Source organism: Sporosarcina sp. 179-K 3D1 HS (assembly GCF_047228905.1).
GTDB lineage: Bacteria > Bacillota > Bacilli > Bacillales_A > Planococcaceae > Sporosarcina.
Window position 1 is genome coordinate 1 of the sequence record NZ_JBFEGI010000021.1, and the last position, 24,838, is coordinate 24,838.

Annotated in this window: 27 protein-coding genes, 1 tRNA gene, 2 other RNA genes and 1 riboswitch; of the genes, 6 read left to right on the forward strand and 24 right to left on the reverse strand. The window is 46.8% G+C overall.

The genetic code is table 11. From position 1 onward, the window contains the following. Positions 1-70: 70 nt before the first annotated feature. The 4 genes from AB1K83_RS17655 to AB1K83_RS17670 form a co-directional block, all read right to left on the reverse strand. Positions 71-445, reverse strand: a complete 375-nt coding sequence (locus AB1K83_RS17655) for an AAA family ATPase (protein ID WP_413059526.1) — start codon at positions 443-445, stop codon at positions 71-73. Between the two features lie 167 nt (positions 446-612). Next, complete coding sequence (locus AB1K83_RS17660) at positions 613-855, reverse strand: hypothetical protein (RefSeq protein ID WP_413059527.1); 243 nt, start codon at positions 853-855, stop codon at positions 613-615. Between the two features lie 299 nt (positions 856-1,154). After that, positions 1,155-1,434: a transfer-messenger RNA gene (gene ssrA / locus AB1K83_RS17665) on the reverse strand. Next, a complete protein-coding gene (locus tag AB1K83_RS17670; protein WP_413059528.1) occupies positions 1,423-2,463 on the reverse strand; it encodes a threonine aldolase family protein in 1,041 nt (346 codons plus the stop codon). The genes ssrA (AB1K83_RS17665) and AB1K83_RS17670 overlap by 12 nt, the downstream gene beginning before the upstream one ends. 156 nt (positions 2,464-2,619) lie before the next feature. Here AB1K83_RS17670 and AB1K83_RS17675 point away from each other — a divergent pair, with 156 nt between their 5' ends. Further along, positions 2,620-2,826, forward strand: coding sequence for a hypothetical protein (locus AB1K83_RS17675; RefSeq protein WP_041070959.1), 207 nt, complete (start codon positions 2,620-2,622; stop codon positions 2,824-2,826). A gap of 246 nt (positions 2,827-3,072) precedes the next feature. On the opposite strand, the gene AB1K83_RS17680 is transcribed toward AB1K83_RS17675, so the two are convergent. The 20 genes from AB1K83_RS17680 to clpP form a co-directional block, all read right to left on the reverse strand. After that, positions 3,073-3,645, reverse strand: a complete 573-nt coding sequence (locus AB1K83_RS17680; protein ID WP_413059529.1) for a class I SAM-dependent methyltransferase — start codon at positions 3,643-3,645, stop codon at positions 3,073-3,075. Positions 3,646-3,698: 53 nt separating this feature from the next. Then, entirely contained in the window at positions 3,699-4,100 is a 402-nt protein-coding gene (locus tag AB1K83_RS17685; RefSeq protein ID WP_413059530.1) for an RrF2 family transcriptional regulator, read from the reverse strand. Positions 4,101-4,409: 309 nt separating this feature from the next. Next, positions 4,410-4,805, reverse strand: coding sequence for a hypothetical protein (locus AB1K83_RS17690; protein WP_041070968.1), 396 nt, complete (start codon positions 4,803-4,805; stop codon positions 4,410-4,412). Next, entirely contained in the window at positions 4,798-5,598 is an 801-nt protein-coding gene (locus AB1K83_RS17695) for a hypothetical protein (protein WP_413059547.1), read from the reverse strand. Before AB1K83_RS17695 ends, AB1K83_RS17690 begins: the two co-directional genes overlap by 8 nt. 104 nt (positions 5,599-5,702) lie before the next feature. Further along, positions 5,703-5,849, reverse strand: coding sequence for a hypothetical protein (locus AB1K83_RS17700; RefSeq protein ID WP_041070972.1), 147 nt, complete (start codon positions 5,847-5,849; stop codon positions 5,703-5,705). Positions 5,850-5,960: 111 nt separating this feature from the next. Beyond that, on the reverse strand, positions 5,961-6,686 hold the full coding sequence (locus tag AB1K83_RS17705) for a Fic family protein (RefSeq protein WP_413059548.1): 726 nt from the start codon (positions 6,684-6,686) through the stop codon (positions 5,961-5,963). Between the two features lie 367 nt (positions 6,687-7,053). After that, positions 7,054-7,414: a transfer-messenger RNA gene (gene ssrA / locus AB1K83_RS17710) on the reverse strand. Between the two features lie 84 nt (positions 7,415-7,498). Continuing rightward, positions 7,499-7,966 carry an SsrA-binding protein SmpB gene (gene smpB, locus AB1K83_RS17715; RefSeq protein ID WP_413059531.1) on the reverse strand — a complete coding sequence of 156 codons (468 nt, stop codon included), beginning with the start codon at positions 7,964-7,966 and terminating at the stop codon, positions 7,499-7,501. Positions 7,967-8,013: 47 nt separating this feature from the next. Beyond that, positions 8,014-10,308, reverse strand: coding sequence for a ribonuclease R (rnr, locus tag AB1K83_RS17720; protein WP_413059549.1), 2,295 nt, complete (start codon positions 10,306-10,308; stop codon positions 8,014-8,016). 221 nt (positions 10,309-10,529) lie between these two features. Beyond that, positions 10,530-11,276: an alpha/beta hydrolase gene (locus tag AB1K83_RS17725; RefSeq protein WP_413059532.1), complete on the reverse strand. Its 747-nt coding sequence runs from the start codon at positions 11,274-11,276 to the stop codon at positions 10,530-10,532. Positions 11,277-11,348: 72 nt separating this feature from the next. Continuing rightward, positions 11,349-11,576: a preprotein translocase subunit SecG gene (gene secG / locus AB1K83_RS17730; RefSeq protein WP_413059533.1), complete on the reverse strand. Its 228-nt coding sequence runs from the start codon at positions 11,574-11,576 to the stop codon at positions 11,349-11,351. Positions 11,577-12,039: 463 nt separating this feature from the next. Then, positions 12,040-13,335 (reverse strand): phosphopyruvate hydratase, encoded by a 1,296-nt coding sequence (gene eno / locus AB1K83_RS17735; protein WP_413059534.1) that lies wholly within the window; start codon positions 13,333-13,335, stop codon positions 12,040-12,042. A gap of 15 nt (positions 13,336-13,350) precedes the next feature. Next, positions 13,351-14,874 carry a 2,3-bisphosphoglycerate-independent phosphoglycerate mutase gene (gene gpmI, locus AB1K83_RS17740; protein WP_413059535.1) on the reverse strand — a complete coding sequence of 508 codons (1,524 nt, stop codon included), beginning with the start codon at positions 14,872-14,874 and terminating at the stop codon, positions 13,351-13,353. Next, positions 14,867-15,628 carry a triose-phosphate isomerase gene (gene tpiA, locus AB1K83_RS17745; RefSeq protein ID WP_413059536.1) on the reverse strand — a complete coding sequence of 254 codons (762 nt, stop codon included), beginning with the start codon at positions 15,626-15,628 and terminating at the stop codon, positions 14,867-14,869. Before tpiA ends, gpmI begins: the two co-directional genes overlap by 8 nt. A gap of 14 nt (positions 15,629-15,642) precedes the next feature. Further along, complete coding sequence (locus tag AB1K83_RS17750; protein ID WP_413059537.1) at positions 15,643-16,827, reverse strand: phosphoglycerate kinase; 1,185 nt, start codon at positions 16,825-16,827, stop codon at positions 15,643-15,645. Between the two features lie 124 nt (positions 16,828-16,951). Continuing rightward, positions 16,952-17,962, reverse strand: a complete 1,011-nt coding sequence (gene gap, locus AB1K83_RS17755) for a type I glyceraldehyde-3-phosphate dehydrogenase (RefSeq protein ID WP_413059538.1) — start codon at positions 17,960-17,962, stop codon at positions 16,952-16,954. 572 nt (positions 17,963-18,534) lie between these two features. Further along, complete coding sequence (locus AB1K83_RS17760) at positions 18,535-18,765, reverse strand: glutaredoxin family protein (RefSeq protein WP_413059539.1); 231 nt, start codon at positions 18,763-18,765, stop codon at positions 18,535-18,537. Positions 18,766-18,843: 78 nt separating this feature from the next. Then, positions 18,844-19,659, reverse strand: coding sequence for a TPM domain-containing protein (locus AB1K83_RS17765; protein ID WP_413059540.1), 816 nt, complete (start codon positions 19,657-19,659; stop codon positions 18,844-18,846). Further along, a complete protein-coding gene (locus AB1K83_RS17770; RefSeq protein WP_413059541.1) occupies positions 19,656-20,234 on the reverse strand; it encodes a LemA family protein in 579 nt (192 codons plus the stop codon). Before AB1K83_RS17770 ends, AB1K83_RS17765 begins: the two co-directional genes overlap by 4 nt. 160 nt (positions 20,235-20,394) lie before the next feature. Continuing rightward, positions 20,395-21,003 (reverse strand): ATP-dependent Clp endopeptidase proteolytic subunit ClpP, encoded by a 609-nt coding sequence (clpP, locus tag AB1K83_RS17775; protein ID WP_413059542.1) that lies wholly within the window; start codon positions 21,001-21,003, stop codon positions 20,395-20,397. A gap of 218 nt (positions 21,004-21,221) precedes the next feature. Here clpP and AB1K83_RS17780 point away from each other — a divergent pair. From AB1K83_RS17780 to AB1K83_RS17800, 5 genes are all read left to right on the forward strand, one after another. Beyond that, positions 21,222-21,293 (forward strand) — tRNA-Arg (locus tag AB1K83_RS17780). Between the two features lie 222 nt (positions 21,294-21,515). Further along, positions 21,516-21,624, forward strand: a riboswitch (TPP riboswitch). Positions 21,625-21,707: 83 nt separating this feature from the next. Further along, positions 21,708-22,301 (forward strand): thiamine phosphate synthase, encoded by a 594-nt coding sequence (locus AB1K83_RS17785; protein ID WP_413059543.1) that lies wholly within the window; start codon positions 21,708-21,710, stop codon positions 22,299-22,301. Positions 22,302-22,320: 19 nt separating this feature from the next. Continuing rightward, entirely contained in the window at positions 22,321-22,524 is a 204-nt protein-coding gene (gene thiS, locus AB1K83_RS17790) for a sulfur carrier protein ThiS (protein WP_413059544.1), read from the forward strand. 2 nt (positions 22,525-22,526) lie between these two features. Further along, entirely contained in the window at positions 22,527-23,294 is a 768-nt protein-coding gene (locus AB1K83_RS17795; RefSeq protein ID WP_413059545.1) for a thiazole synthase, read from the forward strand. Beyond that, on the forward strand, positions 23,291-24,307 hold the full coding sequence (locus AB1K83_RS17800; RefSeq protein ID WP_413059546.1) for a ThiF family adenylyltransferase: 1,017 nt from the start codon (positions 23,291-23,293) through the stop codon (positions 24,305-24,307). The genes AB1K83_RS17795 and AB1K83_RS17800 overlap by 4 nt, the downstream gene beginning before the upstream one ends. The last annotated feature ends 531 nt before the right edge of the window (positions 24,308-24,838 follow it).

Sequence of the window (24,838 nt, forward strand, 5' to 3'; positions counted from 1 at the left end):
TGGTAGGAGGGATTGTGGCTGGAAACTGTTCAGTTCTATCGAGCAAAAACTGTCCATTTTAGTTTAGCAGTTACAACTTGTCCTCTGATGGTAAATATGAATACTTTTTTCTGTTTTGATTAGGCCCTTCCCATACGTATTTAACTTTTATACAATTTTTATAATTAAGATGTTCATCATCATGGATCCATTGTTCACCTATTCCAATTCCAGTAGGGACATCTACAAAAATACCTATAATTGTCGGTATATTATTAGTGTCTTCTTGATAATAATCTTTTTCCGTTAACTTTGAACCACTATCTGCAAAAGCTTCATAAGCTGAAAGTATAGTTGTTTTACCAACATTATTATTACCAATTAAAGCAACTATATTATCAATTTTTATTTTTACTGCTTCCCCAATCCCCTTAAAATTTTCGATTTCAATTTCGGCTAATTTCATAAAATTACCCCCTACAATATTTTTGTTAATAAAAATATTTATCAACTGAAAAAGCTTGAAAACTATTAACCTGTTCTTCGTTCCCCAAAAACCTCTTTCAATTATGTTGAATCGTAGGTGTAATCAATATCATAGACTTCGCTAGTTATTAGCGAAGCCTATATTTCCTATTTAATTTCGATTAAGTTAATAGTATCTGAAGGGTATTCCCAAAGTTCACCTTCCGCATCCCATCCATGTTTACAATTGGTGCATTGTACTTGCGTTGAGAAATCATATTGGTTCTCTGTTCCCATGCCTCGTTCGGCCGAACTCACATGTTCTAAATCTTGAATTACAGCCGATGCTGAAAATTTCTCGTTGCAATTAGGACACGTAAAACTAACAACTTTTTTAATTGGTAATTCCATGATTATTCTCCTCCCAGCTGATTGATTATTACCAATATTATAACACTAATTACCTAATTACCAAATTAATATTTATACCACATCACCACTCACCGCAAATACGCCATGTCTTCTACTTCTAGACATAGAAAAAACCTCCCATTTCATAGTTGAATTAGAAGGTCATATGATTAAAATCCGCTTAAAATATGTAGTGATAAAAATAGGGATATTCAACAAGAGTTCAACTCCCGTTCAATATCCCTAACTTTATAAACCATTAATACGACTGCATTTGCACCATATCTTACTATGGAGACGGCGGGAGTCGAACCCGCGTCCAGAGGCTCCAACACTCAAGCATCTACGCGTGTAGATTGTCTATTGAGGTTCGCGCTTCCGTTTGCCTCAGGAGGCGGCAGCCGTCGTATCCCACCAATAGGTGAGCCTTACAATGCCACATGGGCGATGGAACTGCAAGGCAGATTCATCAGCTTACGCTTCAAATGCTAAGTCGTTGTTTGTTTTGCCAGTTATTATTTACTGCCGTTTCTGACGGAGCCGAGGCCTCCGACGGGTCAAAAAATATCAACGATCCATATTCTTAATATCCTCAATCAGTTTTTCAACATTTTCCTTTTTCGTTGCCCAGCTCGTACAAAATCTCACAACACTTTGCGTATCATCGACCTTCTCCCAATAGGAAAAAGAATAGTTACCGCTCAATTTACTTAATACATCATTCGGCAAAATGGGAAACTGTTGATTTGTCTTGGAATCATATCTTAATGAAAATCCTTTTTCAACAAACGCCTCCCGAATCATCATCGCCATGTCAACCGCATGCTTGGAAATCTCATAGTAGAGGCCATCTTCAAACAAGGCCTCAAACTGGATCCCTAATAATCTTCCCTTCGCGAGCAATCCGCCTTTTTGTTTGATCATATACCGAAAGTCTTTTTTAAGATCATCATTTGTAATGACAACAGCTTCTCCGAACAAAGCTCCAAGTTTCGTTCCGCCGATATAGAATACATCACAAAGCCTTGCGATATCCTCTAACGAGAGATCGTTGTCTTTTGCAGCGAGGCCATACCCTAATCGAGCCCCATCCATAAATAATGGCAAACCACATTCGCGGCAAACTTTGCTCAATTCCTCCAATTCGGATTTGCTATAAGTCGTCCCATTCTCGGAAGGATGTGATATGTAAACCAAACCCGGCTGTACCATATGTTCATGAGTGGCATCATTCCAATGAGCATCATATAGATCCTTTACTTGTTTTGCTTTAATTTTCCCATCATCACTCGGCAAAGTAAGCACTTTATGTCCAGTCGCTTCAATTGCCCCCGATTCATGTCCCGCGATATGACCCGTAATTGCAGAAACCGCTCCTTGATGCGGGCGCAATATGGATGATATAATCGCAGTATTCGCTTGCGTTCCGCCCACTAAGAAGTGTACATCTGCATTCTCCATATCACACGCTTTTCGAATATAGCCCCTGGCCCTTTCACAATACTCATCCACACCGTATCCAGGCGTCTGTACCTCATTGGTTTCCAGTAGCCGTTTCAGAATTTGTTCATGCGCACCTTCTAAATAATCACTTTCAAAACGTATCATCTATAATCCATCCACCCTTGCATTAGTTTCGGTAACACCTCTTTTTCAGTATATCCTGCCGGAGTGACAAAGATATACTTACAGTCACACTTTTTTGTGTTGCTATCATGAATTAATTCTAACGGATAGGTGGAGTTAAAAGGGAGGGGCTATACAATGACAGCCAAGTCACTAGCGGATTACCAAAAAGAATATGAACGAATCATCTTTTTCGACCAGCCGCAAAAGGATATACTGTTAGCTGGGCTAATGACCGAAATGGAAAAACAATTCAAGCTTCCCATGCGAAGTAAGGAATGGAAAAAGGAAAACCAAAAGATTATAGCGATGTACCGAAAAATATGTATAACACGAACGCTGTGAAGATCGGCCCACTAAGACCACCTTTTTTTACGTCCGATTGTGCGTTCATCCTGATGAAATGAAAACAAGTGGCAGCTCCGTTATCGCGAAAGTTGTCACTAACACGGGGCTCCGCCACTTGCTACATCATTTCTGCTCTGTTTGCCTCGAGCAAGCAAACTAGCTCGTCAATTACATCTCATAGTAAAAATACATTGAGGATTTTAGAGACACCTGATATCCTTAATTAAACAAAAAAATAATCGGTCAATCCGTTTTCTGCGCAATGAGCATGTATAGAGATTCCGACGGGAAATATTTCTCCGTTACATGGAATCCTGCTTCTTTCATTTCTCGCTCCATTCCTTCCATAGTAATCCGAGGTCCTTTATTAGAACTTCCTTTTGGTTCGAGTTCCAGACAGATCAGATAGCCTTCTGTTTTCAACACATTTCTCATTTGCTGTAACAGTGGTCCTAACGGCTGAATTTCATGCAATACCAGGGAAGCAATAATCATATCGATAGTTCCATCAGGTAAAGAAAGTTCCTCCATACTTTTTTGCACCGGAACAATATTCGTAAGCTGCTCCTTCAAGGCTTTCTCTTTTATTATTTCCAGCATTGTAGCATCGATATCTAAGGCGTATACCTTGCCCGCGGTCCTCTTCGCCACCGGGATGGAAAAATAACCGGTTCCGGCGCCAAAGTCTAAGATGCTGTCCGTTTCTTTTAAAGGAATCATGTTCAGCAGCTGTTCCGGGGAAAATTCTTTTCTTCGTTCGGGACTTTCCAAGTACGATACCTTTCCTTTGCTATGCTTACCATGTGGGTGATGCATATATATCCTCCTTTGTTAGTAGCAGTTTAAACTTACTGTTATTATCTTTTTGGTTACTTCTGTTTGGATTCTGCTTCTTTGGCAATGTTGATCAATAGCTTCGATTTCAATTCACTTTTCATATTTTCCTCTGCCTGCCACATGACTTTCTCAATCAAGCAGCCTTCATGATGTATGGAACAGTCGAATAAGCTTGCATCTCCTTCAATCGCATGAATAACATCTAAAAAGGATATTTCCTGTTTTGTTCTGGAGATTTTATAGCCTCCCCTCGCTCCGGGTGTCGACTCGACCAAACCGGCTTTCGCAAGTTTGGTTAATATCTTAGAAAGGTACGTCGGAGAAAGATGCTGCATTTCGGCTAATTCCTGCACTCCTACCAAGCTCTCCCTAGGCTGTAGTATCAAATGCACCATTGTGTGCAGGGCGTAGTTTGTCGCGTTTGAATACTTCATACATATCCTCCTTTTTCCTAACACAGACATTAGAGACTCCTGATATCTCTAATGAAAATAAGATTATCACCATACGTGAAGGAAGTCAACAAATAACAGGTGCCTGTGCATCGCACAACTTGGAAACAATTTAATAACAGGTGCCTGTGCATTGCACAATTCAGAAATAATTCTGAATTGTCTCTGAATTCAATGGTGCACAGGTACCTTATTCAAATAGGTACCTGTGCATCGTACTTTGTAAGCTTATAACCAATTATTTATGAAGACGGTGGGAGTCGAACCCGCGTCCAGAGGTCTCCACCACAATCATTCTGCAATGGATGAATCTTCCGGATAATAAAGCTCCTTCCGCAAACAAACGTCCTTATGCCTCAATGTTTCTCCCTCAAACCGCAGCCAAATTTCATCATCCGCCATGACACCATGCGTTTTTCGAACAATGCCCCAGCGATTATATGCTTGCATGCCAAGACTTTGGAGTAGTTCGTCGGCATTGGCGCGAGTAGGGGGGAAAGTGCGCCATTTCAACCATTTCTCCAGTTCTTCTGTTGTAATATGCCCCTCCATATTTGGAGAAAACTGTTTATTGAAGTCACTAATATAATTAATGACATATGGTGTTCCGCCATTCGATGGTTTTAAGTCTACATGCGCAATCACTTCATCCATCCACATCACATCAAACTTCATATAATCAATCATCGGGATCACTTCCTTCAAAGAACAGATGCGCAAAACTAGGGTCATTCATTTGCGAAAGAAGTACCAGCTTCGCGCGACCAAAATCGATATCCGTCGTTTCCAGTTGATGTAATAGGTTGGTTTTATTGATAAATGCGGGTCCCTTATAAAGGGCTAGCTGCTTGGAAAAACTCGAATTGAATGGCTTTGCCTTCACTTTTCGTTTTAGTATTGTCAGCGGTTTGCCAGGTAGATAATCTTTTTCATCCGATAATAAGCTAAGTCCATTATCAAAAATCGGTGCGATCTTCCAAGACTTTTCAACTGGATAATATAAAAATAGAATATTATTTGTATGCCGATCTTCATTTAAAATAAGTGCATCGAATGCGAGCATTTGGGCAATTTCATCACGGACGTCCAGTCCAGTAAATGCCTCCACGTGCTGCATAATCTTTTCAAATTTTTCATTTGTAGATAAAGCTTTATCATTCAGAATGAAATCGCTTGAGGTGAAATTCGCTTCGAATAAACGTTCAAGCGTGACTTCTTGTAGCTTTCCTCTAAAGTCATACGAATAACAGCCGTTGGATGTTTCGCCGGTGGGTAAAAGGATTTTACAAGGTTTGTAAGTGACATACTGGCCCTTCTCTAATGTTGAGCAAGATAGAATGAGTGATGCAAGTACCTCCGCAAGTCCTTCATACCCCCGTATGTTTTGTTTAATCCACTTATCACCAATATGCCATTTTGATTGATCCCCTTTGCTTGAGGTGCTGGTAATGCGCACTGCTTCTGCAGGAATCGGTATCATCTCCACATCATTCACATCCCCCATTTAGAATAGGTACCTGTGCATCGCGCGATTCAGAAACAATTCGGAATTATTTCTGATTCAGTGATGCGCAGGTACCTTATTCAATCTGCTTGTTTTTGCTTCCTTTTTAAATACTCCGTACGTATTTTTTCAAGTTGCTGCTTTTTATCAAATTGGGCAGGCTTGTTTTTTTCATGATACTTTGTCACAGCTGCCTTACCTTTGTTATCCAATTGATATTTCCCCACTTTTTTCACCTACTTTTCTTGTCTTTAATGAGAATTTATTCGAAAAATATAAAATACCTAATTCCGCTGAAGTTTTGAACTAGACATGTTTGCAAATGTTGATATATTTTCTTATACAACACCCAAATAAAGATCTAACGATTCATCTACAGCCTCCGCGACTAGCTGAATGAAATCATCATACTTTTCAGTTGTATGCGCTTTATCTAATGCCTCGTAATAAGCAAGACGTTTTTCCACCTTGATAATTACAGGTGGATACCCTTCTTTCATGTACTCCAAATTTAGCAAAAGCCTAGATGTACGCCCGTTTCCATCAATAAAAGGGTGAATACCTACAAAAACTGCATGCAGCATTGCCCCTCGAACAACCGGATGCAAGTGAACTCCCTCAGTTTGATACCAATGTATCAGTTGCTCCATCTTCTCAGGAATAAGTAGTGGAGCAGGTGGAATGTGCTTTGCCCCAGAAATAAACACTTGCTGATCACGATAAACACCTGCATAGGAATCATCAATCCCTTTTAAGACGAGACGGTGAATATTCTTTATTTGCCATTCAGAAAAGACCTCTTCTTTTTGGACAATTTCCTCTACATAATGAATTGCATCCCGATGATTAATGACTTCTAAATGCTCTCGTAGCGTCTTTCCACCAACCGTAATGCCTTCAAGCACAACTTTTGTTTCATTGATCGTTAATGTATTGCCTTCAATTGCATTCGAGTTGTATGTCCATTCCAGCAACAACTTTTCACGCAAACTATTCACTGTATAGGTTGAAAAAGGTCTGAGGGCATCCAGTCGCGCCTTTTTTTCATTTATATTATCCAACATAAGAATCACCCCTATAATAATAGGTACCTGTGCATCGCACAATTCAGAAATAATTCGGAATTGTTTCTCGAAACTCGTCATCGCTGGTGCATTCCACCACTTATGCAAACGAATGAAGGAATCGGGATTTTGTCGATCATGCAAAAAAAGTGCCTCCATTATTGTCGACTTACCTGTATTATTTTTTCCACCAAACAAATTAATACGTTATAATTTCGACAAATTGCACGCTGTTATTGATTTAAAATTGCTCAAAGCTGTTATCATTATAGTTCTCCTCCCGATGAAGCTTTATTAAAATAAAATAAAGCATAAACTTTCCAGATGGAAAATTTATGCTTTATAATCCGTGATGTTTTCCATAAAATTATGGAGACGGCGGGAGTCGAACCCGCGTCCAGAGGCTCCAACACTCAAGCATCTACGCGTGTAGATCGTCTATTTGCGATTCGCGTAGCATTATGCCGACAATCAGGGCGTCTTGTACGCTATCCTGGAAATCTCTTCCGTCTGCCTCAGGAGGCGGCAGCCGTCGTATCCCACTAATAAGTGAGCCTTACAATGCCACATGGGCGATGGAACTGCAAGGCAGATTCGTCAGCTTACGCTGCGAATGCTAGGTTGTTGTTTGTTTTGCCTGTTATTATAGAGTGCCGTTTCTGACGGAGCCGAGCCCTCCGACGCGCAACTCAAGCTCAGACCACCCCTGTCGAATCCGTAACGTCCCCGAATGGGAATGTCAGGATAGCCTCGACTTTCGAGGTACCGAACTTAACTTTCTGTACTTATCATACCTCATTTTCGGCCAAAAATCAATACTGCTGTTTGGCCTTGAAGGCGCGCTCCATCTCGCGTTTCGCTTCTTTTTTCTTCAAGTCTTCTCGTTTGTCGTAATGTTTCTTCCCTTTTCCGACGCCGATCAGCACTTTGGCGAATCCGTCTTTCAAGTACATCTTCAACGGGACAATCGCCATGCCCGCTTCTTTCGTCTGGCCGATCAACGTATTGATCTGCTTTTTATGAAGCAGTAGTTTCCTTGAACGGAGCGGATCATGGTTGAACCGGTTTCCCTGATCATACGGGCTGATGTGCATATTGGATATCCATGCTTCATTATTGCGGATCCGGACGAACGCATCGCGCAATTGCACCTTCCCGTTGCGGATCGATTTGATCTCCGTCCCTTGGAGCACGATGCCCGCTTCGATCGTTTCTTCGATGGCGAAATCATGATTCGCCTTTTTATTGACAGCCACCATTTTCCCTTGGCCTTTTGCCATCTCGTTACCCCCTCAAGAATACCGGAGGGGCGTTTACCTCTCCGGCATCATTTTCTCTTTCTTGGCGCTTGCTTCTTGGACTTCTTCGCAACGCCCTCGTAAAACTTCTTCTTTTTATTGCCCGAACCGCCTGAACCGGATTTCTTCCGATCCCGTCCATTGCCTTCGGACTTTTTGTCGCTACCGCCGACTCTTTTCTTCGCGTGGATGACAGTCGGTGTCTCTTTCCGTTTGCGGTGGAAGGATTGTTTCATGCCGACGATTTCGAAGTCGATGGCCTGCTCTTCCGGCTTGACCGAAACGACGCGCACCGTCACTTCATCCCCGATCCGGAATTGCTTGCCGGTGTGCTCCCCGATCATGATCATTTGACGGTCGTCAAATCGGTAATAGTCATCCGTCATATAGCTGACATGGACGAGCCCTTCGATCGTGTTTTCCAGTTCGACGAACATGCCGAAGTTCGTCACAGAGGAAATGACGCCTTCGAACTCCTCCCCGATCTTATCCAGCATATACTGAGCCTTTTTCAAAGATTCGGTATCCCGCTCTGCATCGACAGCGCGGCGTTCCCGATCGGACGTATGCTGTGCGATCTCCGGCAGTTCCGCACTCCAATGGGTCAGCGTTTGGGACGACACATCTTTTTCAAGCAAATACGTCCGGATCAACCGATGGACGATCAAGTCCGGATAACGACGGATCGGTGCCGTGAAATGCGTATAGAAATCAGTGGACAACCCGAAATGCCCCAAGCTTTCCTCGAAATATTTCGCTTGCTGCATCGACCGCAGGAGCATCGTGGAAATGACGGTCTCTTCCGGCAATCCTTCAATCGACTCGACGATTTCCTGCAAGGCGCGAGGATGGACTGCATTGCCCGTCCCTTTTACGACGATTCCGAAATTCGTAAGGAATTCGAAGAACCGCTGCAATTTCTCCTCTTTCGGATTTTCGTGGATCCGATAGATGAACGGCACTTGCATCCAGTGGAAATGCTCGGCAATCGTTTCATTCGCCGCCAGCATGAATTCCTCGATGAGGCGCTCGGAAACCGTGCGTTCCCGGACGACGACATCGGTCGGCCAGCCGTTTTCATCGACCAAGATCTTGGATTCCTTGAAATCGAAGTCGATCGCTCCCCGATCCATCCGCTTCTGCCTCAGGATTTGGGCCAGGTCCGCCATATCGTTAAGCATCGGCACGATATGCTCGTATTTTGCAAGTAGTTCCTCATCTTTTTCTTCGATGATTTTATAAACATCCGTATACGTCATCCGTTCATCGGAGCGGATGACACTTTCGAAAATCTCATGCTCGATAGCTTTCCCGTTCCGGTCTATCGTCATCTTGGCAGTTAGAGTAAGTCTGTCCACGCCCGGGTTTAATGAACAGATGCCGTTCGATAATTTATGTGGCAGCATCGGGATGACCCGATCCGTCAAGTACACACTCGTCCCGCGCTCATATGCTTCCGCATCCATGGGCGAGTTTTCGGTGACGTAATAACTGACGTCCGAAATATGGACGGATAAGATATAATTTCCGCTTTCATCCCTCGTTACGGAGATGGCGTCATCCAAATCCTTGGCATCGGCGCCGTCAATTGTGATCGTCAATTCATCACGGACGTCACGCCGTTTGAATAAATCCTTTTCCTGCACTGTATCCGGGATTTTATTCGCCTGGTCGATCACTTCCTGCGGGAATTCGATTTCAATCCCATGTTTGTAGATGATCGACAGGATATCGACGCCCGGGTCGTTTTTATGGCCCAGGATCTGGGTGACCATTCCGGTTGCGGATTTCAGTTCATCCGGCCAATTGGTGATTTCGACGACCACTTTATGGCCATCCACCGCCCCAAGGGAATCGCCTTTCCCGATGAAAATATCCATGGGGAGCTTCTTATCATCCGGAATGACGAAGCCGAAGCCTTTATTGTCCTGATAGGTGCCGACCACTTTCGTCGTACCCCGTTCCGCGATACGGATGACCGTGCCCTCGCGCCGATCGCCCATTTGGCTGTTGGAAACACGGACAAGGACGATATCCCCATTCATCGCCCCGTTCACTTCATGAGGTGGAATGAAAATATCATCCATCCCGTCTGTCTCAGGTGCCACGAATCCGAACCCTTTGGCATGCCCGATGAATTTCCCACGTACAAGATTCATCCGTTCCGGTACGCCATAACGGTTCGTCCGGGAACGGACAATCTGTCCTTTCTGCTCGAGTTGGACAAGCATTTTCACCAATTCCTTGAACTCGGCGGCTTGCTCCATTCCCATCAGTTCTTGAATTTCTTGAACCGTTAACGGTTTATAAGCATCTTCTCTCATTAAATCCAGCAATCGTTGCTGTAAATCCAGTTCAAAACTGTCCAATTGCAACCCTCCTTCAATACTATAGCTTGGTCATTTCGATTATCATTCATTCAGCGGACAAAGCCCGCTGAATGAATGATAAAGCCTCCGGCGGATGTCACAGATTTTGAAAGGAGTTAATCGAGCAAGCTCGATTCAAAATCTGGACGCAATTACGCCGAGGCGTAATTGATAATTCACACGTTCCAATCAAGCGATTCTAGAAATTCGAACAGGTCTTCATGGAGCTGTTCTTTTTCAGGTCCGAGCGTAATGACATGTCCGGATTCTTCGTACCATTTGATCCGCTTCTCGACGGATTCGGCGTTCTCATAAATGTAGTTTGCGGAATCGGGGTCGATCACATCGTCATGCGTTGCCTGAACGACGAACAGCGGTGCATAAATATGGTCGACATGGTCTCGGACATCATAGACCAGATCTCGAAGGACCGCTAAGGAAGGCATGGACTGCTTCTCCAGCGCCTCGACTTCCTTTTCGATTTCTTCTTCGCTTTTTCCTTCAAATCGCTTATATTCCCGCGCATATTTCAGGACACCCTCATACATGAGGTCGGTCGTGCGCATCGACATCGGCGCACACATCGTGGCAATCCCTTTCACTGGCATGTTATACCCTATTTTCAGTGAAAATACGCCACCTAGGGAGAGTCCGATGACTGCGATCTCCTCATAGCCGGCTTCCTTCAGCTCGTTATAGCCGTTGACGGCATCCTGCCACCACTCATCGGGACCAGTCTTGATCAATTCCTCCGGCGGGACGCCATGCCCTTTATAATGAGGAGCTAATGAAGTATAATTTTTCTTCTCTAAAAACCGTCCGAGCATCCGGACATCCGCCGAATTCCCGGTAAATCCGTGAAGCAGCAAAACGGCGCGCTTCCCTTTCTCGAAAAAGAACGGTTTCGGTGGTGTGATTCTCATTTCGTACAGCCTCCTATAAAAAACGCCCGACCATTCGGAAGGTCAGGCGTTGATCATTTTATTAGTCATGAATTAGAATTTAACGATGGCAATCGCCAATACGAAAAACAAAATGGAAAGGACAATGGTGACCCGTTGTAAAACGAGATCCAAGCCACGCGCTTTTTGTTTTCCGAAAAGTTGTTCAGCTCCACCAGAGATGGCTCCTGAAAGACCTGCACTTTTTCCGGACTGCAATAAAACGACTGCGATTAATGCCAAGGCTACGACTACAAGTAGCGTCATTAGCAATGCGTGCATTTTGTTCCACCTCCTGAATCGAACTTCACAATACTTCTATTTTACCAAAACGACAATGTCCTGACAACCTTTTCTGAGATTGGCTGAAAACGGGTCGAATTGGATCGAAGTTAGCAAAGCTGACATCTCATTGGAGTGGAACGGATATCCTTCACAATTAAACTTATATCCGTCACTTTTACAAGGATATCCTTCACTTTTATATATTTATTCGTCACTTTTTATATTTTATCCGTCAGTTCCGAAGTTTTATTCCCGAAACAGGACTTTTATCTGATTAAATCAAGCAGTGTGTCGCCCCGTTTCTTCCCCAAATCATGATTTGCTTGCACTCAACACCGGTTTGCTTGCGCTCGCTGCACCTTTCCTTGCACTCCGCACCAGATTGCTTGCATTCGACCCATTTTTGCTTGCAAAACCCACAAAAAAAGCCCACCGTAGTGGACTTTTTTCAGCTTCAAACTTATTTTTTCAAGTTGTAGAAAGTTTTGATTCCCAAGTATTGTGCCGTTTCATCCAATTGGTCTTCGATGCGTAGCAATTGGTTGTACTTCGCAACACGGTCTGTACGGGAAGGGGCACCAGTCTTGATTTGACCCGCGTTTGTTGCAACTGCGATGTCCGCGATTGTCGTATCTTCAGACTCACCGCTGCGGTGGGAGATGACCGCTGTGTAGCCTGCGCGTTTCGCCATTTCGATTGCGTCGAATGTTTCTGTCAACGTACCGATTTGGTTCACTTTGATCAATATCGAGTTGCCGACGCCTTCTTCGATGCCGCGCGCCAGTTTTTCCGTGTTTGTGACGAATAAATCGTCTCCAACAAGCTGTACTTTATGGCCGATACGCTCTGTCAGCAATTTATGGCCCGCCCAGTCGTTTTCGTCCAATCCGTCTTCAATCGAAACGATCGGGTATTTATTGCAAAGCTCTTCATACCAAGCAACCATTTCCTCTGATGTGCGGACGATGCCTTCGCCTGAAAGGTTATAAATGCCTTCTTCTTTGTTGTAAAACTCGGAAGATGCAACGTCCATCGCTAGGACGATTTCTTCGCCTGCTTTATAGCCCGCTTTTTCGATAGCTTCCAAAATCGTCGTAAGAGCTTCTTCGTTGGAAGATAGGTTCGGAGCGAATCCACCTTCATCGCCAACCGCTGTGTTCAATCCTTTTGCCTGCAATACAGATTTCAAGCTGTGGAAGATTTCCGTACCCATGCGAAGACCGTGACGGAATGATTCTGCGCCAACCGGCATGATCATGAATTCTTGGATATCGACGTTGTTGTCCGCGTGCTCGCCGCCGTTCAAGATATTCATCATCGGTACAGGCAATTGCTTCGCATTGACTCCGCCCAAGTATTGATACAACGGCATATCCAGATAATCCGCTGCCGCATGTGCAACCGCCATGGATACACCTAGGATTGCGTTCGCACCCAATTTCCCTTTATTCGAAGTGCCGTCCAGTTCGATCAACGCTTTGTCGATTGACACTTGATCCAAAACGGAATAGACATCTTCCAGCTCTTCTGCAATGACGTCATTCACGTGCTCAACAGCTTTCAAGACACCTTTCCCAAGATAACGATCTTTGTCACCATCGCGTAATTCGACTGCTTCGTATTCTCCTGTGGATGCACCGGAAGGAACGATTGCACGTCCGAATGCGCCGCTTTCCGTGATGACTTCCACTTCCACTGTCGGATTTCCACGTGAATCAAGTACTTCTCTACCTTGGATCATTGTAATGATTGGCATGTCATTTATCCCCTTTTAAAATAATGGTGTACCGGTCATTTCTTCCGGTTGCTCAATATCCAATAATTTCAGCATCGTCGGAGCCAGGTCGGCCAAAATGCCGCCTTCCCGCAACTCGATGTCCGGTTTCGTCACAATGACAGGCACCGGATTGGTCGTATGCGCCGTCATCGGTGCACCGTCCTGCGTCGTCACTTCGTCCGCATTTCCGTGGTCGGCTGTCACGATGGCCGTCCCGCCTTTTGCGAGTAAGGCATCGATTATCTTGCCTAAGCATTGATCGACTGTTTCAACCGCTTTGATCGTCGGTTCCAACATTCCACTATGGCCGACCATATCCGGATTGGCAAAGTTCAGGATGATGGCGTCATAGCGGTTGGCCGCAATGCCATCCAGCAGGGCGTCCGTCACTTCAAATGCGCTCATCTCCGGCTTCAAGTCATACGTCGCCACTTTCGGAGAATTGATGAGCAGCCGCTCTTCCCCTTCGAAATTATCCTCCCTGCCACCGCTCATGAAGAAAGTGACGTGTGGATACTTCTCTGTTTCCGCAATGCGCAATTGGCGCAAGCCGTTTTTCGATAGGACTTCCCCGATCGTGTTGTCCAGATTTTCATTGCTGAACACAACGTTCGCCACTACTTCGTCACTATAATGCGTAAAGCCCACGAATTTCAAGTCTTCCAACTCTTTCGTCTGGAATTCATTGAATGTCGGCTCGGTAAATGCACGGGATAGCTGGATGGCGCGGTCTGGACGGAAATTGAAGAACACGACCGCATCCCCACTGTTCACCGTGGCAACCGGCTCTCCCAGCTCTTCTATAATGAACGGCATGACAAATTCATCATGGCGTTCGCGCTCGTACGAAGCCAGAACGCCGGCCGACGGAGTCGCTGCAGTTTGGGCAACTCCATCTGCAATGGCGCGATAGGCTTTCTCTACCCGATCCCATCGCTTGTCCCGGTCCATTGCATAATACCGTCCAGAGATGGAAGCGAACTTGCCCACCTCCAGCTCTTTCATTACAGACTCGGTCTTTTCGATATAATCAAGGGCGGTTTGCGGACCGACATCCCGTCCGTCGAGGAACCCGTGGATATATACTTTTTCAATGCCATTCAACTTTGCAAGTCGCAGCAATGCAAAAAGATGATCATAATGGCTATGCACTCCGCCATCAGATAGGAGACCCATCAAGTGAAGTGCCGACCCTCGTTCTTTCGCATGTGCAACGGCATCCAACAGCACTTCATTATTAAAAAAGTCAGCTTCCCGGATCGACTTATTGATGCGTGTGAGGCTCTGGTATACAATCCGGCCGGCTCCGATATTCAAATGACCGACCTCGGAATTCCCCATTTGTCCGTCGGGAAGGCCGACCGCTTCGCCGGAAGCCGTCAACGTAGTATGTGGATAGTTGTTCCACAAAATATCGAAGTTCGGCTTGTTCGCCTGCGCGACCGCATTGCCGAAGTTATCATCGCGCAGCCCGAATCCATCCAAAATGATTAAAGCAACAGGGCCTGTCTTACTCATTCCCGCCGACCTCCACTAATCGTAAAAATGAAGCCGGATTCAAACTTGCCCCGCCGACCAATGCACCGTCGATATGCTCCATGGATAGGAGTTCGCCAATGTTATCAGGTTTCACGCTGCCTCCGTACTGAATACGGATTTGGCTTGCAACATTTTCTCCATACAACTTGCCAATGGTTTGACGGATCGTTCCGCACACTTCATTGGCATCTTCAGCGGTTGCTGTTTTCCCCGTACCGATCGCCCAAATCGGCTCATAGGCGATAACCGCTTTTTCCGCCGATTCTGCATCAATCCCATTGAACGCTTTTTCCACTTGGTCCGCAACCAATTGTGCCGTCTGACCAGCCTCACGCTGCTCCAAGGTTTCGCCAACGCAGACAATCGGCGTCAAACCGTTTTCGAAAGCTGCTTGGACTTTCCGGTTCACGGCGCTATCGGTTTCATTGAAATACTGGCGGCGCTCCGAATGTCCGAGAATGACATAGCGTACCCCAACATTCGCCAACATGGCCGGGCTCACTTCACCGGTGAATGCCCCCTCTTTCTCCTCGTGCATCGTCTGTGCGCCAATGGACAATGAAGAAGTCGCGGTCAATCGAACCAACTCTTCCAGATACAGGGATGGCGGACAAACGACCGGTTCGACCTTATCGGAACCCGTCAGCTTGCCGATCACTTCCCGAACAAAGCTTTTCGCTTCTTCACTCGTCTTATACATCTTCCAGTTTCCTGCAATGATTCGTTTTCGCAAATCAGTACCTCCACTCATTGATCCTGCAATGCCACAACTCCAGGGAGCTCTTTGCCTTCCATGAATTCCAATGATGCTCCACCGCCTGTGGATACGTGATCCATCTTGTCGGCCACGTTGAATTTTTCGACAGCCGCTGCTGAATCCCCGCCCCCGATAATCGTATACGCCTCGGTTTCAGCTGTCGCCAAAGCCACTTCTTTCGTACCGCCTGCAAATGGTTCCATCTCAAAGACACCCATCGGTCCGTTCCAAATGACGAACTTCGAATTCCGGATGACGTCCGCATACAACTTCGCCGTTTCCGGTCCGATATCCAGCCCCATCCAGCCTTCCGGAATGGCATCGATGGAAACCGTTTGTGTCTCCGCTTCTTCCGAAAACGAATCGGCGACGACTGCATCAATCGGTAGATACAGGTTGACGTCCTTTTCCTTCGCTTTTTCAATGAAGGACTTGGCCAATTCGATTTTATCTTCTTCTACAAGCGAATTACCTGTCTCATATCCTTGTGCTTTTGTAAATGTATAGGAAAGACCGCCTCCGATGAGAAGGTTGTCTGCAATATCAAGTAGATTATCAATGACACCGATCTTATCTTTTACTTTTGCACCGCCTACGATCGCAGTGAATGGGCGTTCCGGATGCGATAAAGCTTTTCCAAGAACGTCCAGTTCTGTTTCAAGCAAGAATCCGAGGACGCCTGGTATGTAATTTGCAATTCCTGCCGTGGAGGCATGCGCACGGTGAGCAGTTCCGAATGCGTCATTGACGAATACATCCGCGAGCTTTGCGAACTCCTTCGCCAGTTCAGGGTCATTTTTCTCTTCCCCTTCATTGAACCGTACATTTTCAAGCAGGACAATATCGCCGTTCGCCATGGAAGCCACTTCTTCTTCCACTGCCGTTCCGACGGATTCTTTGAGGATCTTCACCGGTTTCCCTAGAAGCTCCGCAAGTTTATGTCCCGCTGGCGCGAGTCGCATCTCTTCGACCACTTTTCCTTTCGGACGGCCTAAGTGACTGGCTAAAATCACTTTTGCCCCATTTTCCACCATGTATTCAATCGTCGGGATTGCAGCCCGGATCCGGGTATCGTCCGTTACTTCCCCGTTCTCCATTGGTACATTGAAATCGACACGGCAAAATACACGTTGCCCTTCCAGCTGCATATCTTTCATCGTCTTTTTAGACTCCATGAAAAATGCCCACCTCCAAGATTAATTAAAAAGAAGGACCGGGGTATCCCCGCTCCTCTTACCCATCTACTCATTATAAGCAATTCCCGTTAGAATGGCTATGTTTATCTAACAGAAGAAGTTTTCAAACCCCTTTGCTTGCGATCAACCGTGCCAAATCAACACATCGGGCAGCATAGGCGGCCTCATTGTCATACCAACAGATGACTTTAACGAGGTTTTCCTGCATGACCATTGTTGATAGACCGTCTACCGTCGAGGAAGACGTATTGCCATTGTAGTCCTTGGAAACTAAAGGCAAATCCGAGTATGACAGGATGCCTTTCATTTCACTTTCGGCGGCTTTCCGTAGAGCGGTGTTGACTTCCTCTACTGTCACTACCTTGTCCAATTCCACGACAAAGTCGACAAGCGAGACATTCGGCGTCGGCACCCGAACGGCCATGCCATCCAACTTCCCTTTTAAGTCCGGGAGCACCTTGGCCACAGAAGCTGCGGCACCTGTAGTCGTCGGGATGATCGATTCAGCGGCTGCCCGTGCACGGCGATAGTCGGAATGGGGCAAGTCCAAGATCCGCTGGTCATTCGTATAGGAATGGACCGTCGTCATGAAACCCCGGCGGATACCGAACTGTTCGTGGAGCACTTTCGCGACAGGAGCAAGACAGTTAGTCGTACAGGAGGCATTGGAGACGATATCATCTTTGTCAGGATTGTATGTCTCGTCATTCACCCCCATGACGAGAGTTGTGATATCCCCTTTGGCGGGTGCTGACAAAATGACCTTTTTTGCTCCAGCTTCCAAGTGTTTGGTCAGCCCTTCCCGATCGCGGAAAACTCCAGTGGATTCGACGACAATGTCGATTCCAAGTTCTTTCCACGGCAATCGGGACGGATCTCGTTCAGCGAACACCCGGATCTTGGTGCCATTGACAGTCAATGTATCTTCACTGGATTCTACATCCGCCTCGAATACCCCATGGACGGAGTCATATTTTAATAAATGTGCGAGCATCGCGGCATCCGTCAAATCATTCACGGCGACGAGCTCGATGTTATCTTGGTTCTTCATAATTTCCCGCAACACGAGGCGGCCGATCCGCCCAAATCCGTTTATTGCCACTTTTATTGGCATGTCATTCCCTCCTACGTCCTTTCTTTTATATCTACCCGTTGTTGCGGATACATATGTATGGTCGGGCGATTTAGTCTACTGGGAAATGATGTAGGGTTGTTGGTAATGAGCGGTTATGTGAAAGTATGAACGCGGGCGTGAAGTTATGGGCGATGGTGCGAACTTATCAGCGTTGGCGAGAACTTATCAGCGGTTACGCGAACTTATCAGCGCGGGCGTGAACTTATCAGCGGTTGAATGAAAATATGAGCGCTGGAGAGAACTTATCAGCGCGGGCGTGAATTTATGAGCGCTAACGCAAACTTATCAGCGCGGGCGTGAATTTATGAGCGCTAACGCAAACTTATCAGCGCTGGCGAGAACTTCTCAGCGGTTGAACGAAAGTATGAGCGCGGGCGTGAACTTATCAGCGCTGGAGAGAACTTATCAGCGATGGCGCGAATTTATGAGCGTTGGCGAGAACTTATCAGCGGTTACGCGAACTTATCAGCGCGGGCGAGAACTTATCAGCGGTTGAATGAAAGTATGAGCGCTGGCGCGAAGTTATGGGCGGTTGCGAGAAACCAAGCCGTTCATTCAAACAACTCCACAATATCCATATAACCGATAGAGCCGTACAGGGCGACGTCCCCGTCGATCTCAATTACCGGGATCATGAGCATATACTTTTCATGAATAACATCGTCCTGTTCAATATCGACTTCCGTCCACGTAAAAGGGAAGTCATCTTCCGCCAATTGCAGCATCCGCTTCGCCTCCTCGCAAAGCGGACAGCCTTCTCTCGTGTAAAATGTCAAATGCATCAGGGTACACCTCGTCCATATCGTTTCTCTTAGTATAATCAAAAAAAGAATGGCACGCATGCATGCCATCCTTTGAACTTACCAGCTTCGGCCGCCACCTCCGCCACCGCCGGAACCGCCTCCGCCGAAACCACCAAATCCGCCTCCTCCACCGGAACCGCCTCCGCCGAAGAAGCCACCGCCTCCACTTCCACCACCAAAGGAGCCTGGGAAGAAGACAGGACCGCCCCCGCCTCGTCGTCCGCGGGAACCGCCGGAGCCACCGCCGCCACTTCCACGCATCAAGCTAAAGACGATGATCAAGACGATAATAATCGTGAACAACGGGAATCCTCCCTCTGACGAGTCGTATTCACCATACACGGTATTGACCGGCAAGGAAGCGCCGTCCAGTCCGTATTCAGCCGCAATTTCATTATAATAAGCTTTGTATGCATTGATGATCGCCTGGTCGGGCTGCTCCTCTTCCAGAAAAGGGACGGCCACTTCATCCATGATCCGCGTGACTTTCCCATCCGGCAAAGCCCCTTCGAGCCCATAGCCGACTGACAATTGGAAGTGTCGATCACCTGCTGAATTCTTTTGTGTCGTGACGACCAGTAACGCTCCGTTATTCAGTTTTTTATCCCCTAATTGGAACTCCCGCAACTTCTTTACTGCATATTCCGCAACCGGTTCGTCCCCGATGCTCGGAAGTGTCAGGACGGCCAGTTCGGCCGAGGTCGCATCGTATAACCGGATTCCATATTGCTCAAGTTCCGCTTCCTGTTGCGGCGATAAGATATCCGCACCGTCTTGGATCACCGGGACATTCGCTGCGGACGCCATCCCGGGAAACACGGTTATACAGAGCAGACATGCCGCAAGGAACAGGCGAAGGGCCCGATCGATCACTTTTTGTCATCCCCGAAATCGACTTCTGGGGCGTCTTTCGCACCTGCGTCCGCTGGGTAATACTCTTTTTCATCAAACCCGAAAATCGAAGCTACCAATTTTCCAGGGAAGCGTTTCACTTGCCGATTGTACGTTGCGACGACGTTGTTATAATCCATTCGCGCGACGCCGATCCGGTTCTCTGTCCCCGCCAGCTCATCCATCAACTGTGTAAACTGCCTATCTGCCTTCAGATCCGGATAATTCTCCACCACGACGAGCAGTCGGCTTAACGCGCCCGATAACTCGTTATCTGCCGCCACCTCTTCTTCCGGAGTCCGGGCACCAGCCAGCCGGGAACGGGCTTCCGCAATTTCAGTGAGTACCTCTTTTTCATGACTCGCGTACCCTTTGACCGTATTCACTAGGTTCGGAATCAAATCGAGCCGCCTCTGCAACTGGTTATCGACCTGCGCATTCGCTTGATCCACATCTTCTTCCAAGTTGACGAATTTATTATAACTAGGCACAAACACGATGCCCAGCACCACCAAAATGACAACTATGGTCAATAATGGTCCCAATAATCTCCTCATTTCACCACTCCTCGTTACTGTATGATAATAATTTACCGCTAATCCGATGCTTTAAAACTTCTCTACACCATATATACTGTTTCACCTATGTATAGGTTTCATTTTTTTTACTATTCAATAAAAAAACCGATCTCATCATCGAGATCGGCTTCTAGCTGCATCATTTTTCGTTTTCTTTAAGTTTCATATCGCTGCGTGTGATGATATGATCGATTAATCCGTATTCTTTGGCACGTTCCGCTGTCATGAAATTGTCGCGGTCCGTGTCGCGCGCAATCACTTCGACCGGCTGGCCTGTACGCTCGGAAAGGATCGTGTTCAATTTCTCGCGTAGGAACAAAATGCGTTTCGCAGCGATTTCGATTTCAGTCGCCTGCCCTTGTGCACCACCGAGTGGTTGGTGAATCATGACTTCCGCATTCGGCAAAGCATAGCGCTTTCCTTTTGTCCCGGCTGTCAGAAGGAAGGATCCCATGGACGCTGCCATACCGATACAAATCGTCTGAATGTCCGGCTTGATGAATTGCATCGTATCGTAGATGGCCATCCCTGCTGTAATACTTCCGCCTGGGCTGTTAATATAGATGGAGACGTCTTTTTCCGGATCTTCCGCTTCCAAGAATAGAAGCTGTGCGACAATGGAGTTCGCCACATTATCGTCAATGGCGCTTCCCAACATGATGATCCGGTCTTTTAATAAGCGGGAATAAATGTCGTAGGCACGTTCTCCCCGGTTCGTCTGCTCAATTACTGTAGGTATTAGATTCATTCCATTTCCTCCTTCAAAGTGGATAAGTGATCGGCCTGCTGAAACAGGATGCCGTTTCAACTGTACCTTTATCATACCTATTATGGTCAATAAAGGTCAAATATAACGCTCTCAGCAAAACCCGGCTGAATCAAAGGAAAAACAAAAAAAGTATTGCATTCCTGACTCATCAATTGTATAATGAAATTTGTCTGCTACAGAGTGTAGCGTTTTACATTGCCCTCGTGGTGCAACGGATAGCACGCAAGATTCCGGTTCTTGAAATGTGGGTTCGATTCCTGCCGAGGGCGTTTTATATTTTTGATTGAAATCCACATAAGTGGGTTTTTTTATTTTCTCTGCCAGTCTTTTTATTTCGGCATATGTAATCTATAATCCTCTTTTTCCAACCGACTTCTTACTATCTTCTGTTAGTATAGCCTAACTTTCCACCGTTAAACTTCCTGAGACCCCCCTTCCCTTCCAATGAAATCCATGCTATGGTAAAAGCGTCAACAAAATTGAATACATATTTTGACCATTAGGGGAATCCTTGAAAAGGACTGAGAGACGAGTACAACTCCGATACCCTTATTACCTGAACAGGTTTGGACCTGCGGAGGGAAGTGGCTTATTTTCGGCGCATCTTTGTACATAGCGGATGACCTCCAGACCACTTACCCTTCCAGGGAAGTGGTCTTTTTTGTATGGAGGGAGGTGGAGGTTTGAAACTGATTGCCGTCACCAATGACCGGCTTCCTGTTCACGAACTGGCGGACGTTCTTCTAGCAATCCAACATTCCGTCGATGCCGTCATTTTACGGGAGAAATCCAAAAGTGCTCAAGAATTGGTTCAGCTGATCGAACACATGGACAATTCCGGATTTGACCGGAGGAAATTGATTGTCCACGGACGGATGGATATAGCTCTTGTCTGCGGGATCGAACGAGTCCAAATACCGGGGCACGGCATCCCCTCTCCCTTGTTGAAAAGCCGGTTCCCCCAAATTTCCTTCGGCAAATCGGTCCACTCGACCAAAGAAGCGATCGTGGCCAGTCAGGAGGGGGTGGATTGGGTCCTTTACGGTCATTTATATGACACCCGTTCGAAGGAGGGGCTTCCGGCTCGCGGCACAGCGGAATTGAAAGAAATCGTCACCGCTTTGTCCATTCCGGTCTATGCGATTGGCGGGATCCAGCCTAGCCATCTCCCAGAATTGGCCCGGTCGGGAGTCGCCGGTGTCGCGATCATGTCTTCTATTTTTGATAGTGATCATCCATTGCAAGCTGTCCGGGAATACCGGCGGGAGCTTGAATGAAATGAGGAGGCGTTGTGAGTTGAAGAATATCGAAGTAAACGGAATGGAACGTTCGATTCCAAAAGAGGTGGGGGATGTCCAGCAGTTGCTGCACCATTTAGGACTCGACAACCGTATTTTGATTGTGGAATTGAATAGACAGATTTTGAATAAAGAGGCTTATGATCACCCGATTCAAGACCGGGATCAGATTGAAATCATCCACTTTGTAGGAGGCGGTTAAACATGTTGCAGATCGGAAATAAAACCTTCTCGTCCCGCTTATTGCTCGGGACAGGAAAATATCCTTCTTTTGAAATCCAAAAGGAAGCGGTGCGTGTTTCGGAAGCAGAAATCCTGACCTTTGCAGTTCGGCGGATGAATATATTTGAACCTTCGCAACCGAACTTCTTGGAACAGCTGGATTTGTCAAAGTATACTCTCCTGCCCAATACGGCTGGAGCCAAAACAGCGGAAGAAGCGGTGCGCATTGCTAAGCTCGCAAAAGCTTCAGGCCTCTGTGACATGGTGAAGGTCGAAATCATCGGCTGCGACCATTCGCTATTGCCTGATCCGGTTGAAACGCTGCGAGCGACCGAAATGCTGTTGGAGGAAGGCTTTATCGTATTGCCCTACACTTCCGACGATGTCGTCCTGGCAAGAAGACTTGGTGAAATGGGTGTGCACGCCATCATGCCGGGCGGCGCTCCGATCGGTTCAGGCCGCGGCATTCTGAACCCGCTGAATCTGTCTTTCATTATCGAACAAGCGACGGTACCGGTCATTGTCGATGCGGGAATTGGCTCGCCGAAAGACGCGGCCTTCGCGATGGAGTTAGGGGCGGATGGCGTTTTGTTAAATACAGCTGTGTCAGCCGCTCAAAATCCGATCAAGATGGCCGAAGCGATGAAGCTGGCAATCGAGGCCGGAAGGTTAGGATTCGAAGCCGGCCGGATGCCGGAGCGCGACTACGCTGTAGCGAGCAGTCCGATGGAAGGATTGCTACCAAGTTGAACGGAAAATATTCACGCCAGGAACTTTTTGCCCCGATTGGCGAGGAAGGTCAGCGGAAAATCCGGAATGCCAAAGTGTTCGTCATGGGAGCCGGCGCGCTAGGCTCCTCCAGTGCGGAGATGCTGGTTCGGGCGGGAGTCGGGGAGCTGACCATCGTGGACCGGGATATAATCGAGTGGACGAACCTCCACCGACAGCAGCTCTATGCCGAACAAGATGTAGTCGATCAATTACCGAAAGCGGTGGCTGCTAAAAAACGGCTGACCGCAATCAATGGAGACGTAAGGGTAACCGGAATCGTAGCGGACGTTACTCCCGAAAATGTCGAAGAGTTGATTACGGGACATGATCTGGTCATTGACGGGACGGATAATATCGAAATCCGTCTGCTCATGAACGATGCGGCCATGAAGAAAGGGATTCCGTTCTTCATGGGTGCCTGTGTCGGAAGTTACGGATTGTCTTTCCCGATTGGATTGGAAGATAGTCAGCCCTGCCTGCATTGCCTATTGGACACACTACCCTCCCAGATGATGACTTGCGATACGGTTGGTGTCATCAGCCCGATTGTCGTCACGACTGCAGCCCGGCAAGTGGCGGACGTCTTGAAATACCTATCTGGTGCCACGTCCGCACCAAAACTGGAATCAGCCGACCTGTGGAGCGGAGAGCGCTCGACCATCGATGTCCAAGCGTTGAAAAAAACGGACTGTCCGAGCTGTTCAGATGTTAGGACATATCCATTTCTGGACAAGCGGTCAACAATCCGGACAGCCGTCCTCTGCGGACGCGACACAGTCCAGCTAACATATCCAGCCAGCCGGCAATTCGAATTGCAAGCTATCACAGAATCAATTGAAGGGGCTGTCACCAATCTGAAGCGCAATCCCCATTTAGCCGTCTGTCAATTTAGCGGTCATCGGATTGTCCTATTCCGTGACGGACGTATTCTTATTCACGGAACAAAAGATATTTCGGCCGCCAAACGGATTATGGCTTCGTTATTGGGGTGAGGAAAAGCCATATGACTATAACAGGCGAGGGAACGTATATTGTGCCCTTGCCTGTTTTTTCTTTTTGGAGATGGAAGTATGAGCGGTCCTCGTGGCTTATGAGCGCTAGAATAGAATTATGAGCGATGGCCTAGAGTTATGGGCGCTGAAGCAGAATTATGAGCGGTTGTCAGGAGTTATAAGCGCTGCAGCAGAAGTATGAGCGGTCCTCCAGAGTTATAAGCGCCGCAGCAGAAGTATGGGCGGTTCTCCAGAGTTATAAGCGCCGCAGCAGAAGTATGGGCGGTTCTCAAAAGTTATGAGCGCTTCAGCAGAAGTATGAGCGGTCCTCAATAGTTATAGGCGCTTGAGCAAAAGTATGAGCGGTCCTCAATAGTTATAAGCGCTGCAGCCGAAGTATGGGCGGTTCTCAAAAGTTATGAGCGCTTCAGCAGAAGTATGAGCGGTCCTCAATAGTTATAAGCGCTGCAGCCGAAGTATGAGCGGTCCTCAATAGTTATAAGCGCTGCAGCCGAAGTATGAGCGGTCCTC